The sequence below is a fragment of the Vibrio sp. Isolate33 genome (assembly GCF_022397895.1).
Taxonomy (GTDB): Bacteria; Pseudomonadota; Gammaproteobacteria; order Enterobacterales; family Vibrionaceae; genus Vibrio; species Vibrio pomeroyi.
Genome location: NZ_JAKEUP010000001.1, coordinates 332,501 through 354,194 on the forward strand (window position 1 = coordinate 332,501; position 21,694 = coordinate 354,194).

1 protein-coding gene is annotated in these 21,694 nt (G+C 47.5%); it reads right to left on the minus strand.

The genetic code is table 11. From position 1 onward, the window contains the following. Nucleotides 1-31: 31 nt before the first annotated feature. On the minus strand, nt 32-21,556 hold the full coding sequence (locus tag L1D37_RS01425; RefSeq protein WP_239846611.1) for a tandem-95 repeat protein: 21,525 nt from the start codon (nt 21,554-21,556) through the stop codon (nt 32-34). Nucleotides 21,557-21,694: the final 138 nt, after the last annotated feature.

The following is a 21,694-nucleotide window of genomic DNA, read 5'->3' on the forward strand; positions in this document are numbered from 1 at the left end:
GTGTGGGCTCAAACGAACCCAACCTTTCTGGTTAGATCGAGCTTTGATCGAAGTCGTTGCCTTGATCGGTTCCAGTTTGAGAGTCTGAATCGAAGCTTCCAGAGTCGTCCGTGAAGTCAACACCTTGGTCTTGACCACCCGCACTTGTCCAATCGCTGCCACCAGATTCCATACCTGCCATGTCTGGTTGCTGCTCTTGAGTAGAACCTTGCATGGTGTATTGATCATCAACCTCAACTTCAACAGAACCACTTGCACCGTCTATTGAGCTACCCAATTCGTCGTAACCTTGGAATTGGATCTCGCTAGTACCTTCGTAACCCTCAGGAAGTTCAACCGATACCGACTGCTCTAAGTTGCCGCTGATTGTGAAGCTACCATCACCATTGTCCAGTGCGTTACTCACTGTAGAGCCTTCAGGTAAGCCAGACATTTCAGCGTAATCAACCGACTCGTTACCACTCACCTCATCTGGAATCGAGATAGAGATGGTATCGCCCGGAGCCGCTGTCACGTCAGCAACGCTGTCTTCGGCTTCTGTTTCACTGTCTTGAGCTTGGTCATCAGCTTGTTGTGCGACTTCCACTTGCTGCTCTTCAGTAGCTTGAGCGGCTTGTACTTGTGGTTCATCACTCTGTGCTGAGTCATCGGCTACTTGGATGCTTAAGCTATGGCTTGATACTTCACCACCATCGTTAACGTCGACATTCATCGCTAAGTTGCCGTCGAAGTCTTCGTTTGGCCAGTATGTCCATTCGCCTTCACCAGATTCAGCGAAGAAGCCTGCATCGTTCGCGTCTGCAACATCAACAACTTGTGCTGTATCGCTAACGTCCAACTCATCCACCAGCTGAGACTCTGTGATAGTTAGTGAACCATCATCCGCTAAGGCATAACCTTCACTCGCGGCTGCTTCATCGCCACCTTGGATATCCACGTTGAAGAAGCTTTCGATGCGGTTTTCGCCATCGGTCGCTACGAATCCAACTTGAACATCTCCGGTGTAATCTTCAGCCGGTGTGAATTGATAGTTACCTTGGTTATCGCTCTCTATCACACCCTGACCTTCCATCAAGCTCACTGACTCAATGCTCATGCTATCGCCCTCTGCATCGCTCAGGTTCGCTAACATATCTTGGTCAGTAAACGACAAAGTTGCGTCCGCTGCAATTTCAGTGGTTGTGATGCTGTTAACTTCTGGTGCTGCATTCTCTTGTGAATCGCCCTCTTTCACGACCACGCCAGTTTGCTCATCATGAAGCACGCCATCTTTATCAACCACGTAAGCAATGTCTGCTTCGCCAGTAAAGCCCGGGGCTGGTGTGAACGTCCAAGTGCCATCGCCATTATCGACAATCTCACCTTGACTACGGTCTGCTAGATGAACCAGTTTCACTTCATCGTCGCTGTCTGCATCCACATTCTCAGCCAACCCAATTAGGTCGTCCGCAGTTAGGATGATGGAATCTCCCGCTACGGTTTCGAAGTCACCAGAATCGATGCCATCTTCGAACGCTTCTGGTTCATCTCCGTAATCGACCGTTGTTGCACTTACAGTTACGAAGAACTCACCATGGAAGTCTTCAGGAGGCGTCATTTGAATATTTGAAATATCCCAGTCGAACAGGTCGATGTATTGACCCGGCTCAGTGATCATCACGGTATTCACACCATCGGTTACTTCGAATCCAACAGGGAAACCTGTCATCACCAAGTTACTTAGTGTTTCTGAATCATCGACTAGACCAACGTTCAGTCCTAAGTGACCCGTTTCATCTTCACCGAAAACTAGAGGACCGTCATGGTCAGTGGTAATCACCGCGCCATCCGCAACAGGACGAACATACACAGGAACATCGAGAACCGTTTCAAACTCACCGTCACTCACGACAACTTGTAGGTCTGAAACGCCTGCGAAATCACCGGTTGGTGTGAATGTCCAAGTACCATCACCGTTATCAGTGACTTCTCCGCCATCTTCACCGTCTGCAGTGATAATGCGTGAAACCACAAGGTCAGTCGTATCAATGTCACCGAACAAGTTCATCAAATCGCCAGCATCGAAGGTGAACGCGCCATCTTCGTCTGTGGTCATCATTGCGTTACCGACATTGAATGGAGCGTCGTTAACTGGAATCACATCCACATTCAGCGAGCCATCAACCACTTCTTCGCCGTCAGTTGCTTGATATCCCAGTTCTACCAAGCCATTGAAGTCTTGAGTAGTCACTAAGTGATACATGCCATCTGGCTGCTGAGTTAAGGTCGCATTGGCTGGAGCACGAACCGTGATGCTTTCGATGCTGATCTCGTCACCATCTAGATCCGTAACTTGATCCGCAATGTAAGCTGGGTCAATGACCATGACCACATCTTCTTCGCCTTGCATCTCAATGGTCGGTGCTTCAGGTGCGTCGTTCACTGGTGTGACATCTATGTTGCCGTCGACTGAGATTGTCTCTTGGCCATCGCTAACGTTAAACGTCATTGGCACATCGCCATTGAAGTTTTCGTTTGGCGTGAATGACCAAGTACCATCTTCATTGTCTAGCAACTCACCTAAGCTAGGGTCGATTTGTAGACCAGATGCTGACAACTCATCTGCGGTGTTATCGATATCGGTAGCTTGAGCTAACAACATGTCTTGTGTGATAAGAATGGTGCTGTCTTCAGCTGTGGTTAGTTTCACATCCTCCGACTCCGGTCCATCATTCACAGCCAGAACTTCAATACCCGCCGTTGTTGTCGCTGTTGCGCCGTCATCGTCGGTTACAACCACATCTAGGCTGATATCACCGTTAAAGTTCTCACTCGGCGTGAAGGTCACAGAACCATCATCGTTTTGAACCAATTCGCCGTCAGAGCCAGTGTAAGTCACGCTTTCAAGCGACACTTCACCATCAACATCTGAGCTGTTCGCAATCAACTGCTCAGGGCTAATGGTAATCGTGCCATCTTCGTTCATTTGGTAAGACGTTGAACCCGCCACTGGTGCGTCATTAATGTCCGTTACGGTCACATCAATATTGGCATCGACTGTCTCAGTGCCGTCAGACACTGTGAAGCCAAGATTTACATCGCCATTGAAGTTTTCGTTCGGAGCAAAGCTGTAAGTGCCATCACCATTATCAGTGAACACACCTTCTGCGCCCGTGTAAGACACATCCGTGATAGACAAGTCATCGCCGTCAATGTCTGCAGCGCCTGCTAGTAGGTCTGCATCCGTGAAGATTAGCGTTCCATCTTCCTCGACGGTGAAGCTTTGATTTTCTACTGTTGGCAGGTCATTGACTGGGTTAACCGTTAGGTCGACGCCAGCTTGAACAGTTTCAAGGCCATCGGACACATCGAAGCTTAGGTCAATGTCACCGTTGAAATCAGCATCCGGCATGATAGTAAATGAACCATCTTCGTTTGCTGTGACGGTTGCATTGTCACCTGCAGATAGGTTGCTTGCGGTCAGTGCATCACCATCAACATCGGAAGCGTTCGCCAACAACTGTTCTTGAGATAGCGTAATTGAACCATCTTCATCAACCGAGTAAGCCACGTTTCCGGCTACTGGTGCATCGTTGACAGCAATCACTTCAATACCAGCCGTTGTTTCAGCCGTTGCGCCATCGTCATCAATAACCGTCACATCAAGACTGATGTCACCGTTAAAGTTTTCATTTGGAGCGAAGGTGACTGAACCATCTTCGTTTTGAACCAAGATACCGTCGGCACCTGAATAGCTCACGCTATCAAGCGACACTTCACCGTCTACATCTGAACTATTCGCAATTAACTGCTCAGGACTCAATGTAATAGTGCCATCTTCGTTCATTTGGTAAGACGTTGCGCCAGCTACTGGAGCGTCGTTAACATCGGTAACTGTGATATCGATATTGGCGTCAGTGGTTGCCGTGCCATCGCTTACTGAGAAGCTTAAGTCGACTTCGCCGTTGAAGTTTTCATTTGGAGCGAAAGTGTAAGTACCATCACCATTGTCGGTGAACACACCCTCTGCGCCTGTGTAAGACACATCAGCAACTGAAAGCTCATCTCCATCTATATCAGAAGCACCCGCTAGCAGCTGCTCATCTGTGAAGGTTAATGAACCGTCTTCTTCAATGGTGTATGCCACATCTTCAACAACCGCGACATCATTCACTGGATTAACAGTAAGGTCTGCCGTTGCGACAACCGTTTCCGTGCCGTCAGACAAGTCGAAGCTTAGGTCAATGTCGCCATTGAAGTCAGCATCTGGTGTGATGGTAAATGAACCATCCTCGTTTGCCGTTACTGTTGCGTTGTCACCGGCCGTTAAGTTAGCAGCTGTAAGGTCATCACCATCCACATCTGAAGCTTGAGCCAGCAATTGCTCTTGGCTTAGGGTAATTGAACCATCTTCATCCACAGAGTAAGCCAAGTCACCAGAAACTGGAGCGTCGTTGACTGCGATAACGTCAATGCCTGCGGTAGTTTGCGCGGTTGCACCGTCTTCATCGGCAACCGTCACATCTAGGCTGACATTACCGTTGAAGTTTTCGTTTGGTGCGAAGCTGTAAGTACCATCACCGTTATCAGTAAAGATACCGTCTGCACCCGAGTAAGATACGTCGCTAACGGATACATCACCTTCAATGTCTGAGCTGTTCGCAAGCAGCTGAGCATCAGAGATAATAATCACATTATCTTCATCAACGCTGTAGGTCGTTGAACCTGCAACTGGTAGGTCGTTGACGGCAATAACGTCGATACCTGCCGTTGTTTCAGCCGTTGCGCCATCCTCATCCATAACAGACACATCAAGGCTGATGTCGCCGTTAAAGTTTTCGTTCGGCGAGAAGGTGTAAGTGCCATCACCATTATCCGTGAACACACCATCTGTGCCGCTGTAGCTAACATCGCTAACAAAGACTTCCCCTTCCACATCGGAACTGTTCGCCAGAAGTTGTGTGTCGCTTAGGGTAATACTGCCATCTTCTTCAACGGTGTAAGCAGTAGTGCCTGCAACCGGTACGTCATTGATAGGAACAACTTGAACGTCAATGTTTGCCGATACAACATCAGTACCATCACTCACATCGTAAGTTAGGTCGACATTACCATTGAAGTTCTCGTTTGGCGCAAAGGTGTAAGTACCATCGCCATTATCCGTGAACACGCCGTCAGTACCTTCGTAGTTAACCGACTCGACAGAAAGGTCGTCGCCATCAATATCCGTTGCACCAGCCAATAGCTGTTCATCGGTAAAGGTCAGCGAGCCATCCTCATTAATGGTGTAGTCATGATCGTAAATCACAGAAAGATCGTTGACTGCTGTTACGGTCACATCTAGCTCTGCCGGAGTCACTCCACCGTTACCATCATCCACGTTGTAGCTAATGGAGAATTCACCGTTGAAGTTCTCTTCAGGTGTAATGGTGTAAGTACCATCACCATTGTCAGTGATAAGAGCGTTCTCAATTGAAACATCTCCAACACTTGGTTCGTTACCACCAGTTTCACTAGAGTCACCATCTTCGTCGCCGGTTAGCAATTCAGAGATATCAATGCCGTTTTCATTCGCGAGCGCTTCTTCTGCCGTTGGCAAATCAAACGCATTTTGTGAACCAACATCTTGGCTTGGAACAATCACGCCGTTCACGATATCGAATACATGCCAGTGATCACCCGATGGGTTATCCGATAAATCAGGGCTGAAGGTTTCAATCAATGTATCGCCTACGAAGACCTGAACTTGCACATCTTCAACACCGTCCACATCCCAACTTCTGCTGGTGTAGTTGTGAACTGAATAGTGCATGTCCGCATCTTGGTAGTTTGGAATGGTGATGGTTTCAGGGCCGCCACCATTTGTGTCATCTACGTCTTGCTGAACGACATTACCTTCGCCCAAGTCATGGCTCATGTCGCGATAGTAAATATGGTCTAGCTCATTGCCATTCTCTGTATCGTAGAGCCATAGGTGGTTGTCCATGTCACGTGGGCTTTCACCCCATGTGACCACGATACGCATATCTGTTTCTTCAAGCACTTCCGATATTGCGGTTACGCCACCATTGGTATCTTCACCTGCTGGAACCAGGAAGCTGCTAGTAATAGAGCCTTCTTGTTCAATAGTTACGGTACCTTGCTCAACAACAGGACCGCTCACAGAGTAGTTACCAGATTGATCCGTCACCGCTGTGTAAGAGTGACCGGCATTGTCGGTTAGCGTAACGTCCGCACCTGCGATTGGATTGCCAGTTTCAGCATCCAACACCGTACCAGTTACCGTCGTTTCATCACCCGGCTCTCCGATAATCGCTGTCATGTCATCGTCTTCGATGTCAGTCGCGAATTGTAGGAGCTCTTCTTGAGTAATGGTGTACGAACCATCTTCTTCAATGGTTATTGCCACATCAGCAGAAACAATCGGAGCATCATTAACTGGATCAACCGTTAGACCTAAGTTAGCGGCAATTGGTGTGTCGCCATCGCTGATGCTGTAGGCAACATCGATGTAGCCATTGAAGTTTTCACTTGGAGTGATAGAGAATGTTCCATCGCCATTATCGACAATCGTTGCATCGTCACCCACTAAGGTTAAGTCGGAAGCGACAAGATCATCGCCCTCAATATCAGCGGCATTCGCAAGTAACTGCTCCTGCGTGATAGTGATGACATTATCTTCATCCACGTTGGCATAAACATCATCGCTGGTTGGTAGATCATTGATTGGGTTAACCGTTAGATCGGCGTTCGCCACAATCGACTCTGTACCATCAGAGATGTCGAAGTTTAGGTCGATATTTCCATTGAAGTCAGCACCTGGTGTCACCGTAAAGGTACCATCGCCGTTATCAACAACGGTTGCATTATCGCCTGCGCTTAGGTTGCTTGCCGTTAGGTCATCGCCGTCGACGTCCGATGCTTGAGACAGCAACTGCTCTTGAGTCAGAGTAATTGAACCATCTTCATCAATGCTGTATGCCAAGTCACCCGATACTGGTGGATCATTAATTGGCAGAACATCAATGCTTGCCGTCGTGGCGGTCGTTGCGCCATCCTCGTCGGTCACCACTACATCAAGGCTAACATCGCCATCGAAGTTTGCGTTTGGCGCGAAGCTGAATGTTCCATCGCCATTGTCAGTAAAGATGCCGTCAGCGCCTGTGTAATTCACGCTGTCAATCGCGACTTCGCCTTCAACGTCTGAAGAATTCGCCAACAGTTGCTCTGAACTGATGGTGATGACTTCGTCTTCATTCACTGAGTAGCTCGTAGAGCCTGCAATTGGTGGGTCATTAACCTCAAGAACCGTAATTCCAGCTGTAGTCGCTTCAGTTGCACCCTCTTCATCAGTAACAACAACCGCTAAGCTCACTTCACCATTAAAGTTTTCATTTGGTGAGAAGGTGTACGTGCCATCACCGTTGTCTTCGAACACACCATCACTGCCAGTGTAAGAAACGCTATCAATCGCAACCTCACCTTCAATATCTGAAGAGTTGGCTAATAGCTGTTCGTTACTGATGGTGATTGAGTTGTCTTCATGAACCGTGTAAGACGTGCTGCCTGCCACTGGTGGATCGTTCTCAGGAGTCACGCTCACATCAATGTTGGCTTGAACCGTATCTATGCCATCTGACACGTCAAAGCTAAAGTTCACATCACCATTGAAGTTCTCGTTTGGTGCGAAGCTGTAGCTGCCATCACCATTATCCGTAAGCACACCGTCAGCACCTGTGTAGGTCACGCTTTCAACCGTTAGTGTGTCACCCTCAACATCCGTAGCGCCCGTGAGTAGGTCTTCGTCTGTGAAGTTAAGCACACCATCCTCACCAATGGTGAATGCTTGGTCTTGTGGCTCTGGCGCGTCATTGACTGGTGTTACCGTCAAGTCTAGGCCTGCTGCCACCATGTCTTCTCCATCAGTGACATCGTAACTAAATTCGATATTACCGTTGAAGTTTTCACTTGGTGTAATGGTGAAACTGCCATCGTCGTTCATTTCAACGGTCGCATTTTCATCATTGGTGGTTAGGTTGATTGCGGATAGATCATCACCATCAATATCGACAGCGTGCTCTAGCAACTGCTCTTGAGTTAGCGTAATGCTGTTGTCTTCGGCAGTAACCGCGCTGATATCACCTTCTACCTCTGGCGCATCGTTCGCAGGCGAGATATGAATCGTCACATCTTGCGTAGCTGTTGCGGTTGTACCGGTATCAACATCTGTTGATGTCGCATTAACCGTTAGCACCACATCGCCATTGAAATCACCTGAAGGAATAAACTCTAACCCTGCAAGTTCTTCTGGCTGTAGAGACCATGTGCCATCGCCGTTGTCGGTACCTGCAGAAAGCGAACTTCCTTCTAGTACATCTTCAATCAAGATAGCGAGATTTTCTGAACCATCGGTATCCGTTAGTGCGGCATCGATATCCAGTGGAACTGGTGTGTCTTCGGTACCAATGATTTGGTAATCCGCGTCAGACACTGAGATTTCGATGTTGTCGATACCAAACGACTCATCATTGACGCTTTGATTCAGGGTTGAACCGAAGCCAAGTTCAAGTTGGCCGTCTTCAACTGGTACCGTTAGGTTGATTTGGTGTGCTTGGTCATTCCAACCACTGAAGCCCTCACCTTGCGATACGCCGTGAACGACTTCGCCGACTTCATTACCTTCTGAGTCGTAAAGCGTTGTTGAGCCATCTTGAGTACGGAACGCAGAGTTATCTAATGTAGTTAGCTCTTCGCCACCAACAAAGATTTGGAAGGACTCGCCATCCCAAGAATCGATTTCGTAGAAGCTAAACGAGATATTAACTTCGCTCACATCACTTGGAATGTCGTAAGTTTTGCTGACGGCTTCATCGCCGCCCGTGCCACCGATACGACCCAGCATGTCACCCGACTCGAAGCCTTGTGAGCTTTCTGTGCCTGTGTTCCAACCATTCGAGCCAGACTCGAAGTTATCAGAAGCAATCACCAAGTCAGACGCAATCGACAGCTCTGGCATATCAACCACAGATTGAACGTCAATCGTCGCTTCTGCTGGTACTGTCGCAGTACCGTCATTCACGTCGAACGTCACATTCACATTGCCGTCGAAGTTTTCATTCGGCGCAAATGTGTAAGTACCGTCGCCATTATCCACTAATGAACCGCTGTCAGAGGCAACATTTTCGACCGACAAGTTATCGCCATCAATATCGCCTGCATTTTGCAGTAGCTGTTCCTCAGTGAAGGTGAAGCTGGTGTCTTCTTGAGTCACAAACTGTGGCTCGCCAACTATTGGTAAGTCGTTGACTGGGTTAACCGTTAGGTCAGCCGTTGCTTGAATCGTCGCATCACCATCGGTAATGTCGAAATTCAAATCAATGTCGCCATTGAAGTCAGCATCTGGCGTGATAGTGAAGCTACCATCGTCGTTTGCTGTTACTGTCGCATTGCCGTCAACGGTTAGGTTAGATGCCGATAGGTCGTCGCCATCAACGTCACCCGCTTGGGCAAGTAACTGCTCTTGGCTTAGGTTAATCGAACCATCTTCATCAACACTGTAAGCCAAATCACCCGATACCGGAGCGTCGTTGACAGGAAGAACATCAATGTTTGCTGTGGTGGTTGCGGTTGCGCCATCTTCATCGGTCACGACCACATCAAGGCTGACATCACCGTCGAAGTTTGCGTTCGGTGCGAAGCTGAACGTACCGTCACCATTATCAGTGAAGATACCGTCTGAACCGGTGTAGTTAACGCTATCAATCGCCACCTCACCTTCGATATCTGAAGCATTCGCCAACAGCTGCTCAGAACTGATGGTAATCACTTCATCTTCGTTCACGGAGTAACTAGTTACTCCTGCGATTGGCGGATCGTTCACCTCAAGAACTGTAATGCCTGCAGTTGTCGCTTCAGTCGCGCCATCTTCATCCGCTACGACAACATCTAGGCTCACTTCTCCGTTGAAGTTTTCGTTTGGTAAGAAGGTGTAAGTACCATCGCCATTGTCTTCAAAGACACCGTCTGTGCCAGAGTAAGTCACGCTATCAACGGCAACATCACCCTCAATATCCGAAGAGTTAGCTAGAAGCTGCTCATCACTGATGGTAATTGAGTTGTCTTCATGAACTGTATAAGACGTGCTACCAGCAACGGGTGGATCGTTCTCTGGTGTCACGCTTACATCGATATTGGCTTGAACCGTGTCCGTACCATCTGACACATCAAAGCTGAAGTTCACATCGCCATTGAAGTTCTCATTCGGTGCGAAGCTGTAACTACCATCACCATTATCGGTAAGAACACCATCGGCACCTGTGTAAGTCACACCTTCAACCGACAAGTCGTCCCCATCGATATCGGTAGCACCCGTTAGCAGGTCTTCATCTGTGAAGTTCAAGACACCGTCTTCGCCAATGCTGAACGTTTGGTCTTGCGGTTGTGGTAAATCGTTAACTGGATTCACCGTTAGGTCAGCGGTAGCAACAAGAGTGTCTGCCCCGTCGTTGATGTCGAACGTTAGGTCAATATCACCGTTGAAGTTCGCATCTGGTGTGATGGTAAAGCTACCGTCATCGTTAGCCGTAACCGTCGCATCACCATCAACCATTAAGTTGGAAGCGGTTAAGTCATCACCGTCTACATCATTCGCTTGAGATAGAAGTTGCTCTTGGCTCAAGGTAATTGAACCGTCTTCCTCAACGCTGTATGCCAAATCTCCCGATACTGGAACATCATTGATTGGCAACACATCTACCGTAATGTAGGTATCAACTTGAGCACCGTCTTCATCTTGAATGGTCACATCCAACTGCACTTGGCCGTTGAAGTTTTCATTCGGTGCAAAGCTACATGTGCCATCACCATTGATAGAGAAGATGCCGTCTGGGCCATCGTAGTTGATCTCAACAAGCTCTACATCCCCTTCAATATCAGAAGCATTGAGTAGAACTTGAGACTCGCTGAATGTCAGAACTGAATCTTCGTCGATTGTGTATGACGTTGGACCTGCCACTGGCGGATCATTCACTTCAAGAACAGTAATGCCTGCGGTAGTGGCTTCAGTCGCACCATCTTCATCCGTCACAACAACATCTAGGCTAACTTCGCCATTAAAGTTCTCGTTCGGAGAGAAGGTGTATGTGCCGTTACCGTTGATTTCAAGCACACCATCGCTACCACTGTAAGTCACGCTATCAATCGCTACTTCCCCTTCGATATCCGAAGAGTTCGCAAGCAATTGTTCGTTACTGATGGTGATGGAGTTATCTTCATGAACGGTGTAAGACGTACTGCCAGCAACCGGAGGATCGTTCTCTGGCGTCACGCTTACATCAACATTCGCAGTGACGGTATCTGTACCATCAGACACATCAAACGAGAAGTTCACATCGCCGTTGAAGTTTTCGTTCGGCGCGAAGCTGTATGTACCATCACCGTTATCAGTTAGGACACCATCCGCGCCAGTGTAAGTGACACCATCAACGCTTAGGTCATCCCCTTCAATGTCCGTAGCACCCGTTAATAGGTCTTGGTCTGTGAAGGTTAATACACCATCTTCGTTAACTGTGAATGCTTGGTCTTGTGCTTCTGGGCCGTCATTCACTGGTGAAACTGTTAGCTCTAAATTGGTAGAGACAACATCATCACCATCCGACACATCGAAGGTGAAGTTAACATCCCCGTTGAAGTCAGCGTCTGGCGTTAATGTGTAAGTACCATCGCCGTTATCCGTGATGGTCACATTGTCATCATCAGTTGCTAGGTTAAGCGCTGTAAGTTGGTCGCCATCTAAATCGCGAGCGTTAGCCAACAAGTCTTCTTGCGTGATGATAATTGAACCATCTTCTTCCACTGTTGCTGCAACAGGAAGTGCTTCAGGTGCGTGCTCAATGTGCGCGCCTGTCGCATTAATGTAAATAGTTTGAGATACCGTTTCAGAATCATCATTCGATAGCTCTGTTGCGGTTGCCGTTACGTGAACTTCAAGCTGTTCATTGAAGTCTTCTGGTAACTGGATTTGCAGCTCTTGTGCGATCGCCGTTGTTGGTAGCGTTACAGAACCATCTGGGCCAACCGTTACTTCACCGCTATAGATTTGGCTGTTCACCTCACCCACATCAATCGTGAAATTGAAATCGGTATAGTCAGCGTCACCGCCGCCATAAAGATCTTCAAACCCGTAAACCAGCTCGCCTTCTTCATTGACAGTGGTGCGAGTATGTTCGATACCATCTTGGTTTAGCTGAGCGCTTGAACCACCATGGAAGATCGCGTCACCATTCTGGCCTTGTATCACTGTTTCAGTGCCATCAGCAGCAACAAACACAAGTTGAGGATCAACCGTGTCCATGTTTGCAGGCGAACCATTCTCAGCACGGAACTCATACTGACCTTCTTGCATCGCGTCAAAGTCGTTGTGCTGATGTCCGTTTGGAATCAAGAACAGGTTGAAGCTTTCACCTTCTGCAACTTGGAAGCTGAATTGATCTTGCCCTGGGACAAGGTCACCGCCACCACCAACTTGTGATGCGTTTTCGTAAACAACTTCAACACCTGTAATGTTACCGTCTTCGTCAACTTTGTAGTAACCCGCTGCGTTTTGGTAGCCCGCGGTTTCGCCTTCAAACGTTACTGTGATTTCAGTATCGTTGTAACTGGTGATACCGTTCTCTTGGTCATTCAGAACACCTTCGTTATCGTATTGGATAACCGAGCCTTCTGGCACACCATCTACCGTTACAGTGAGTGTTTCAGACAAATCTTGGTCAACAAGTGCCGCTGCAATGTTCAGTTCAACAATACCGCCTGGCTCAACCAAAATAGCTTGGTCATCAACGTTAACGCCATCGCCATTGGTAATCACAAGATCCGGCGCATCCGCGACCGCTTCAATGTGAACATTGAGGTCTTGCTCTACTTCAGTTGTGCCGTCGGTCACGGTAAAGCTGAACTGCAGGTCGCCACTAAAGTGCTCTTCAGGAACAAAGCTGAATGTACCATCACCGTTGTCGGTGACTGTGCCTTCATCACCAGAATAATTGATGCTGGTAACGCTTAGGTCGTCCCCATCAATATCAATCGCACCACTCAATAGATCTTCTTGAGTGAACAGGATGCTGCCATCCTCTTCGATGTGGTACATGCCTGGAGCAACAATTGGAATGTCATTCACCGGATTCACGGTCAATGTCATGTCATTAGAAGTACTTAGCTCACCATCGCTCACCTCATAAGTGAATGCGATATCACCGTTGAAGTTCTCCGAAGGTGTCACCGTGTAAGTGCCATCGCCATTGTCTACGATGCTTGCATTTGGATCGTTGGTTTCAAGTGCACTCGCAAACAGCTCATCGCCATCTTGGTCACTCGCATTCTCTAGCAACATCTCTTGTGTAACCAGAATTGAACCGTCTTCGTCAACATCCGCAACCATTGACGTTGCTTCTGGTGCATCATTGACGAATTCAACTTTCAGGTCGATGTTTGCCGCCACCACATCAGTGCCATCGCTCACATCAAACGCGAGATCAACATTGCCGAAGAAGCCCTGCTCTGGCGTTAATGTATATGTTCCATCACCGTTATCCGTGACTTCTACCGCGTCGCTTGCGCTAGTCACATTCACCACAGACAGCTCATCGCCTTCAATGTCTGTCGCTTGTGCTAAGAGTTCAGCTTCGGTAATGGTAATGGCTTGACCGTCTTCCGTAGTGAAAGACATGTCCGGAACATCTGGCGCATCGTTGATAGGGTTTACGGTTAGGTTCAGGTCGGCTGCGACTGTCTCAATCGCATCTGTTACATCGTAAGTGAACTCAATCTCACCAAAGAAGTCTGCGCTTGGTGTGATAGTGAAACTACCATCGGAGTTTTCTACGATAACCGCATTTGGATCGTTGGTCGCTAAGTTAACCGCTTCAAGGTTGTCGCCATCGACATCCGTTGCGTTCGCTAACAAGTCCTCTTGAGTAATGGTTATTGAGCCATCTTCATCAACCGCCGCTTCAATTGGACCGCTCACTTCAGGGCCTTCGTTGACAATCTCAACGTCAACTCTTGCAGTGCTTGGTGCGCTTGCTTGACCATCACTGATATCGAAGGTCAAGTTCACTTCACCATAGAAGTTCTCAGCAGGTTCGAAGGTAAATGTGTTGTCGCCATTGTCTGTTAGCGTACCTTGCGTTTGGTCTGCAAGTAATAGATTTTCGACATGGAGAATGTCACCATCGACATCTGTAGCGCCAGACAATAGGTCTTTCGCTTCGATGATCATGGAGCCGTTTTCAAGCATTTGGGTGTGTAGCGGCTCACCTGGAACTGGAACATCGTTAACAGGCACAACCGTTAGGTCTAGGTGCGTTGCCACTTCATCGGTACCATCGAACACCTTGTAATCTATGTCGATTTCACCATTGAAGTTTTCATTCGGCATGAAGGTAAATGTACCATCGCCATTGTCGACTAAGTCACCGTCATCACCACCGTAAGTGATGTCAGAAATGGATAGCGTATCACCCTCTACATCTGTGGTGTTCGCCAACAAGTCATCAGCGCTGAACGTGATACCTTGGTCTTCGTCTGTCGATAGAACAATTGGGCCAGAAACGATTGGCGCATCATTCACCGACTCGAAGTTGATGTTGATGATGTTGTCGTCAGTTAGCTCACCATCACTAACTTGGTAACCGAGCTCAATTTCACCGTAGAAATTTTCATCCGGTGTTACTGTCCAAGTGCCATCACCGTTATCTGTTAGTGTTGCATGCTCTGAATTTTCACCCACCAACTCTAGATTCTGAATATCAAGATCATCGCCATCAATGTCTGATGCCTGAGCTAGCAGTTGTTCTTCAGTAATCACAACAGAAGCAAACTGAGCTGAACCTTCAGTATCGATAGTGATATTAGGAAGATCAGCCGTTAGTTCGATTTCGTTGTCACCCGCATGGATGTTCAACTCAACCGTTTCAGTGATTTCAGAACCGTCTACACCAATCGATGTAAACACGGCTTCATCATGACAAGTTTGTGACACTGTCATGTTTTGCACAACATAAGTACCATTACCTTGCACTGTACCCAGTTCAAAGTAAGACACAGGTTGGTCAACGGTTAGCGTGTAGTCTGTCTCGAACGTACCACGGTCTTCTTTGTGGTAAGTCATCGAGTCAATCATGTCACCGTCTTCATTGAAGGCTCGAATTTCAACCTCAGTAAAGTGGCGCGACTCTTCCATGAACCAGCCACCCAAACCATCTAGGTGGAAGCTGATTTCATTGATGTCTTGACCTTCAACCGAGATAGTCAGTTTTTCATCACCACTCAAGCCTTGACGGTCGGTATCACCGATACCATGACCAATGTGCGTATTACCATTCCACGCACCAAGCGGATCATCGTTACTTTGAACCGTAACCGTTAAGTCGCCATCCGAGAACTCACGCGTGTATGGGTCAACTTCTGTGCCCCAGTCATCAACGCTCGCGTTATCATCGAAGGTACCAATTTGCGTGGTATGTGTGCCCTCAGCTAAAGCGTCTTCACTTGGTACAAAGCGCACTTCTGTGTCGGCAGGTACTTCTTGCCCAACTTCGAGTACTACCCATTCATTATCAAGATTTGCTTCGATGATGCCGTTTTCTGGCGCTTGATCCAGACGTAGTGCTGGCTCTTCACGAAGCGTCACACCAACCGTTTGGTCTTCTTGCGCTTGAATGAAGATCTCTTCGCCTGCTTCTGGCGCATCATTAACTGGATTAACGGTTAGATCGAGTGTGGTCAGAACTTCGTTGTCACCATCACTGATGCTGTATGTGAAGTCCAATTCGCCATTGAAGTTCTCTGTGTGCGTGATAGTGAATGAACCATCGTCATTCGCCACAATCGTCGCGTCAGGATCGTTGGTTTGAAGATTAGACGCCGTTAACTCATCACCTTCAACGTCGGTCGCATTTGCAAGTAACTGCTCTTGAGTAATAGTGATTGAATTATCTTCGTCGACTTCTGCCTGAATACCAGACGTTTCAGGACCGTCATTCACAGCAATAACATCAATGCCTGCTGTAGTAGTCGCCGTTGCACCATCTTCGTCAACGACAACAACATCTAATGAGATGTCACCGTCGAAGTTTTCATTTGGTGTGAAGGTGTATGTGCCATTACCGTTATCAACGAAGGAGCCATCGTCACCAGTGTAACTAACACTTGATAGTGAAACATCGCCTTCAACATCGGAAGAGTTCGCTAATAGCTGCTCATCACTGATAGTGATTTGGCCATCTTCTTGCACTGTGTAAGACGTTGAGCCCACAACTGGCGGATCATTCTCTGGCGTTACGCTAACATCAATAACAGCAGGTGTTGAACCTGCACCATCAGAGACATCGAATGAGAATTGAACATCACCATTGAAGTTCTCGTTTGGTGCAAAGCTGTATGTGCCATCACCATTGTCACTCAGTACACCGTCTGCACCTGTGTAAAGCACATTTTCAATCGATAGCTCATCACCATCAATATCCGATGCTCCAGCAAGTAGGTCTTCATCGGTAAACAGTAATGTGCCATCTTCTTCAATTGTGAACTGTTGATCTTGCGCTTGTGGCAAGTCATTCAGTGGATTAACAGTAATATCGAGACCAACTTGAACCTCACCACCATCGTTATCGATGATATCGAAGCTTAGGTCTAGGTCGCCGTTGTAATCAGCGTCTGGTGTAATGGTGTAGCTGCCATCCTCGTTTTGTTGAATGGTCGCGTTTTCATCCGTCGATAGATTAATCGCTTCTAGATTATCGCTATCGATATCGCCCGCTCGTGCTAACAATTGATCTTGTGTCAGCGTGATTGAGCTGTCTTCGTTAATCGTGTAAGCCAAGTCACCAGATACCGGTGGATCGTTAATTGGCAGTACATCAACATTAATGTGCGTTTCAACCGTCGCGCCACTTTCATCTTGAATAGTCACATCCAGTTGAACCTGACCATTGAAGTTTTCGTTTGGCGCGAAACTGCATGTGCCATCACCATTGACGGTAAAGATGCCGTCTGACCCGTCGTAGTTGATACCGACAAGCTCAACATCACCTTCAACGTCTGAAGCATTCACTAGAATCTGAGATTCACTGAACGTTAGAACAGAATCTTCATCAATGGTGTAAGACGTAGGCCCTGCAACAGGTGGATCGTTTACTTCAAGAACGGTAATGCCCGCGGTCGTTTCATCAATTGCACCCTCTTCATCTGCAACAATCACATCAAGGCTGATATCACCGCTGAAGTTTTCATTAGGAAGGAAGGTGTAACTGCCGTCGCCGTTATCTTGGAACACACCATCGGTGCCGCTGTAAGTCACGCTATCAACCGACACTGCACCTTCAATATCCGAAGAGTTTGCTAGTAATTGCTCATCAGAAATAGTGATCGCATTGTCTTCGTTCACCATGTACGAAGTGGAACCCGCAACTGGCGGATCATTCTCAGGCGTCACACTCACATCGATGTTTGCGCTAACCGTTTCTGTGCCATCAGAGACATCGAAACTGAAGTTCACATCACCATTAAAGTTCTCGTTTGGTGCAAAAGTATAAGTACCATCACCATGCTCTGTTAATACACCGTCACCACCTGTGTAGCTGATGCCTTCTACTGTGAGGTCATCGCCATCAATATCGGTGGCACCAGTAAGCAGGTCAGCGTCAGTGAATTGCAGCGTACCGTCTTCTTCAATGCTGAATTGTTGATCTTGTGGGACCGGCAAGTCATTAACAGGATTAACGGTTAAGTCGGCAGTAGCTTGAACCGTGTCAGTGCCATCTGTAATGTTGAATTGGATATCAACGTCACCGTTAAAGTTCGCATCTGGAACAATGGTGAAGCTACCGTCATCATTGACGGTTACTGTCGCGTTGCCATCAACCGTTAGGTCACTCGCCGTTAGGTCATCGCCCTCAACATCCGATGCTTGAGACAGTAGTTGTTCTTGGCTCAAGGTGATTGAACCGTCTTCGTTGACGTTATAAGCCAAATCACCCGATACTGGTGCATCATTGATTGGCAGAACATCCACGTTGATGACAGTATCAACTTCTGCACCGTCTTCATCACGAATGGTCACATCAAGTTGAACTTGGCCATTAAAGTTCTCATTCGGTGCAAAGCTACAAGTGCCGTCACCATTGACTGAGAAGATGCCATCTGGGCCGTCGTAGCTAATGCCGACAAGCTCAACATCGCCTTCAACATCAGAAGCGTTAAGCAGTACTTGTGACTCACTGAATGTAAGTACAGAGTCTTCATCAATGGTGTAAGACTTTGGGCCAGCAACTGGCGGATCGTTCACTTCAAGTACGGTGATACCCGCGGTTGTCGCATCTGTCGCACCCTCTTCATCTGCAACCACTACATCAAGAGCAATTTCGCCGTTGAAGTTCTCGTTTGGCGAGAAGGTGTAAGTACCGTTACCGTTGATTTCAAGAACACCGTCACTACCTGAGTAAGTCACGCTGTCTATTGATACATCTCCTTCGATATCAGAAGAATTCGCCAATAGTTGTGCATCAGAAATGGTAATCGAGTTGTCTTCATTCACCGTGTAAGACGTAGAGCCTGCAACAGGCGGATCGTTCTCTGGAGTTACGCTGACATCGATATTTGCAGATACGGTATCGATACCATCAGACACATCAAAGCTAAAGTTAACGTCCCCATTGAAGTTTTCATTTGGCGCAAAGCTGTATGAGCCATCACCATGGTCCGTCAGTACCCCATCCGTCCCTTCATAACTGATACCTTCAACCGTTAAGTCATCACCTTCAATATCAGTTGCACCGGTTAGCAGATCTGCATCAGTAAACTGCAGCGTGCCGTCTTCTTCAATGCTGAATTTTTGATCTTGAGGAACTGGCAAGTCATTGATTGGATTAACGGTTAGGTCTGCCGATGCTTGAGCCGTGTTAGTACCATCGGAGATATCGAAGCTGATATCGATGTCACCATTGAAGTTTTCATCTGGCGTGATAGTAAAGCTGCCGTCTTCGTTTTGAGTAACAGTTGCATCACCATCAACGGTTAAGCTGCTTGCTGTGAGGTCATCACCTTCAACGTCAGATGCTTGAGACAACAGCTGCTCTTGGCTTAAACGAATCGAACCGTCTTCATCGACCGAGTAAGCTAAGTCACCTGACACTGGCGCATCATCAACCGCAGTTACGCTGACATCGATGTTCGCAGATACAGTATCGGTACCGTCAGACACATCGAAGCTGAAGTTAACATCGCCATTAAAGTTCTCATTTGGCGCGAAGGTGTACGTGCCATTGCCGTTGTCGGTAAGAATACCGTCACCGCCATCGTAGGTAACGCCTTCAACTGAAAGGTTGTCGCCTTCAATGTCTGTCGCACCTGTTAGAAGGTCAGCATCGGTGAAGATTAGCGTCCCGTCTTCTTCAACACTGAATTGTTGATCTTGAGGAACTGGCAAGTCATTAATTGGATTTACAGTTAGATCGGCAGATGCTTGAACCGTATTCGTACCATCTGAGATATCGAAGCTGATATCAATGTCACCATTGAAGTTCTCATCTGGCGTAATAGTAAAGCTACCATCCACGTTTTGAGTAACGGTTGCGTCACCATCAACCGTTAGGCTGCTTGCTGTTAGGTCATCACCTTCAACATCGGATGCTTGCGACAGCAGTTGCTCTTGGCTCAAACGAATCGAACCGTCTTCATCTACTGAATAAGCTAAATCACCCGACACTGGCGCATCATCAACCGCAGTTACGCTTACATCAATGTTTGCTGAAGCCGTATCGGTACCGTCAGATACATCGAAGCTAAAGTTTACGTCACCATTGAAGTTCTCGTTTGGCGCAAAAGTGTAAGTACCATTACCGTTGTCGGTAAGAATACCGTCGCCACCATCGTAGGTAACGCCTTCAACGGTTAAGTTGTCACCTTCAATGTCTGTCGCACCTGTTAGCAGGTCAGCATCGGTGAAGATTAGTGTCCCGTCTTCTTCAACACTGAATTGTTGATCTTGAGGAACTGGCAAGTCATTGATTGGATTAACGGTTAGGTCAGCGGACGCTTGAACCGTATTCGTACCATCTGAGATATCGAAGCTGATATCGATGTCGCCATTGAAGTTCTCATCTGGCGTGATAGTAAAGCTGCCATCTTCATTTTGAGAGACTGTTGCGTCACCATCGACCGTTAGGCTGCTTGCTGTAAGGTCATCACCTTCTACGTCAGATGCTTGCGACAGCAGTTGCTCTTGGCTCAAACGAATCGAACCGTCTTCATCGACAGAGTATGCTAAGTCACCCGATACTGGCGCATCATCAACGGCTGTTACGCTTACATCAATGTTTGCTGAAACCGTGTCCGTACCGTCAGACACATCGAAGCTAAAGTTTACATCGCCATTGAAGTTCTCATTTGGCGCGAATGTGTAGGTGCCATTGCCGTTGTCGGTAAGAATACCGTCACCGCCATCGTAAGTAACACCTTCAACGGAAAGGTTGTCACCTTCAATGTCTGTCGCGCCTGTTAGCAGGTCAGCATCGGTGAAAACAAGTGTGCCATCTTCTTCAATTTCAAAGGTTTTATCTTCTGGTACAGGCGCGTCATTAATAGGACGAACTGTTAAATCGATGGCGCTGCTTATGGTTTCTTGGCCATCACTGATATCGAAAGTAAGGTCAAGTTCGCCATTGAAATCTGCGGAAGGAACAACGGTAAAAGTACCGTCGCCATTATCTTGAACCGTAGCGTCAGCACCGACTTGAACGTTTGAAGCGACCAGCTCATCACCATCGACATCACTTGCGTATTCGAGTAATTGTTCTTGAGTGAATGTGATGGAGCCATCTTCATCCATGATGTAAGCCAGATCTTGTTCCGCTTCTGGTGCATCATTTTCGCTTTCTACTTTGATTTTGAATGTTTCACTTACCGTCTCTGAATCAAAGTCATCTTCGACTTCACTGATGGTCTCTTCGTCCGAAGCTTGAACATCAACGGCGAATGTCTCTTCAACCGTTTGTGAATCTAAATCATCGCCCACTGGTTGTTCGTCAGAGCCAGAAGAATCCGCATTAGGTGCAACTGACGTTCTCGCTGCTTGGCCCTGCTCTTCATTACCTTCAGCATCTGAACCACCTACAGAAGCGGTACTCTCGCCACCACCTACAGCTTGTGCACCGGCACCTGAACCGCCGCCACTGCCTGCTGCACCACCTGCACCAGCGTCTGAAGCTGCACTGTCTACAACGTTTGATTGAGCAGCATCTGAATCACCGCCACTTTCTGCGGTGTCCTCTTGAACCGCACCACCTGAAGCCGCTGCTTCTTCTGAATTACCAGCGCCACTTGGGTTGTCTTCTAACGCTTGGTTAATTTCGTCTGCTGCGTCAGTGTTTTCAGCACCCGTCGCTATCGTAGACGCAATCGTATTCTGTTGGTTTTGTTGATTCTGCTGCTGGGAGGGTGTACCCGCGTCGTTCGTGTCCGTTTGTTCTACCGCGTCATTTAGATCTTCATTTTGGTTGTTTTGGTTATTTTCGCCTGCCATTACAGCCTCCGTTGCTACTAGCTAACTGATCGTATTTAGAGGCATTAAAGGACACCATTTTGGAAAACCAAGTTTTTATACAACATTTTTCATATTTTTATTTTTGTGCATAAAGAATCAAAAAAAATTTGAAAACTG